At 70.0% G+C, this 2,282-nt stretch carries 2 protein-coding genes; both read left to right on the forward strand.

The genetic code is table 11. The features are described 5' to 3' along the window. The coding region (locus ACWD4U_RS34660; RefSeq protein ID WP_449787407.1) for a hypothetical protein at window positions 1-687 on the forward strand (687 nt) is incomplete at its 5' end. A 52-nt stretch (window positions 688-739) separates the two neighbouring features. Then, window positions 740-2,143 (forward strand): hypothetical protein, encoded by a 1,404-nt coding sequence (locus ACWD4U_RS34665; protein ID WP_363462282.1) that lies wholly within the window; start codon window positions 740-742, stop codon window positions 2,141-2,143. Window positions 2,144-2,282: the final 139 nt, after the last annotated feature.

Raw genomic sequence — 2,282 nt, forward strand, 5'->3', positions numbered from 1 at the left:
ATCACCGACCTCGCGGCGGCCGACTGGATCAAGAAGACCCACCTGCGCCGACTCGACCCCGCCACCGCACAACGCCCCCTCCACCTCACCGCCACACCCCCCGACGACCCCCAGCACTACGCCGCGTTCGAAGCCCACATCCAAGCCCTCGCCATCTACCTCAACCACCCCCTGCGCTACCCACCCCACCCCCACGCCGCCCACCACGGCACCCTCCAGGCCAACCCCGACAACACCCGCTTCCCCGCCGACCTCGCCAACACCATCGACTTCTGGCTCCCCGCCGACTTCACCCCCGACAGCATCGCCACCGCCACCATCGGCCTCGAGAGCACCATCACCGCCCACAGCCACAGCCACACCCCACCCGACCCCGCCACCCTCGCCGCCGTCCGCCAACACTTCTGGAACCGCATGGAGACACTCGAACCCCTCACCCCGCACCAGGAGGACACCCTGATCCTCGCCCGCTACACCCACGGCATCGAACACCTCTGGCTGCCCCGCATCCACGCCGCGAACTACACCCCCGACATCATCGAACACACCTACAACGAACTCGCCGACACCCTCAAAACCCTCACCCACCACGGACACCCACTCCCCGACGCCACCCAACACGCCGCCCTCGACCACTTCTGGCACCGCCTGGAACAACTAGTGCCCACAAACGAAACCGACCACTGAACCAGAACCCACCCCACCCCGCCCGGCGAATGCAGTTGTCGGGGAGGCGGCGGTGCCGGAGTCGGCGGCGTGGACGTATGCGCAGGTGCTGCACGAGCTGCCGGAACGTCAGGACGCTTTTGTGATCGCGATGCACGTCGACCGAAGCGGCGCGCCGAAGGGCGCCATCGAGTTCGTGTCCTGCGGGCCGAGCGCGGACATCCGCGACCAGGTGCGGTTCGCGATGAAGATGCTGTGGGAGTACCAGGCCGCGTACCCCCGGGGCGACCGTCCGCGAGGGGATTACGGGCTGGGTGCCACGTGCGGTGGGCCGTGCCCACGGCTGGTGGTGGCCGCGACCTGGTCGTCGCCGAGCACGTCGTGTCGCGACGTACGGCCGTCCCGTGGTGGTCGTCGGCGAGGACTCAGCCTGGCGGCATTCACCGATAGCGACGACGGCACTCACACCGCGATGGTCGCCGCCGACCCCGAGCTCTGCATGCTGCCCGCCGAGGCACCGGTCTTCCTGGCGATCTCGGCGGTGGCCCACTCGGATCTCACCCTCGCGCGGACGATCGCCGCGATGACCGACCGGGTGGTGTACCCGCCCACGACGCTCATCGGTGTGCAGACCGAGCACGGCGGCTGGTCGTTCAACCTCAAGGCGTCCGCCACGGTCTCGGACGGCAAACCCGGTCCGCGCGGGCAGATCCTGTGGATCGACCCGCCGTCGAAGGGCGGCGTCTGGTCCTGTTCGCCGAACGCAAGACCGCGCTGGGGCGCGAATGGGCGGGGGATGGGCGGGGGATGTGCGGGAGGCCGCGCAGCGCCTGGCACCGGAGCTGATCCGGCGTCACCTCGCCGGGCTGGAGCAGCCGGTGATCACCGTGACCGGGCGCGGGAACGGGCGGTTCACGGCGGCGAGGACCGGCTTGGCGCGGGCGGAGCGGGTGCTGCGCTGTTGGTGGACGAGGTCGAGGGGCTGCTGTCCGGCGCCGGGATCACCCTGGACGTGAGGGCGATTTCCCGGGCCGGGTCGGCAGGCCGGGCGGAGCCGCCGGCAGGCCGTTTCCCCGTTCTACATCCGACCGAGCGCCAGCGGCTGGTGACCGTCGAGGTGCAGTTCCCGGAGGAGCCGGTGCCGCAGCCGCAGGTGCGGGAGATTCCGTCAGGTGCGTGGGTGACGGATCGGGCGCTGCTGCCGTCGGCGCAGGTGCGGTTCCGGGAGGCATTGGACGCACTGTCGCCCCGTGGTGACGGGTTCGTGGTCGCGATGCACGACGCCACCGCTCTGACCTCGCTGGACGGGGCTGTCACGTTCGATACGGCGGCCGTGATCAGCGACCGCACGATGGATGACGGGCCACCTGCAAACTCCGCCGGCACCGTGCCGCCGTCGGACTGGCGCTCACTCCTGAAGGACCACCGCACCAAGCCCTACGAGACGAGACCTGGCCTCGCACCTTCCCGAAGCTGACCGGGCCGAGTACGGCCTGCTCACGCTTCGCGGGCGCCGTCCGGGGGTCTGTCCAGTGAACGGTGTAACTCGGTTGGGTTGAGTTAGCGGCGGCCGACGGAGAGTCGGCCGTCGAAGGCGATCTCGAAGGCGTTGAGTG

This window comes from Kitasatospora sp. NPDC002522, from assembly GCF_053595195.1.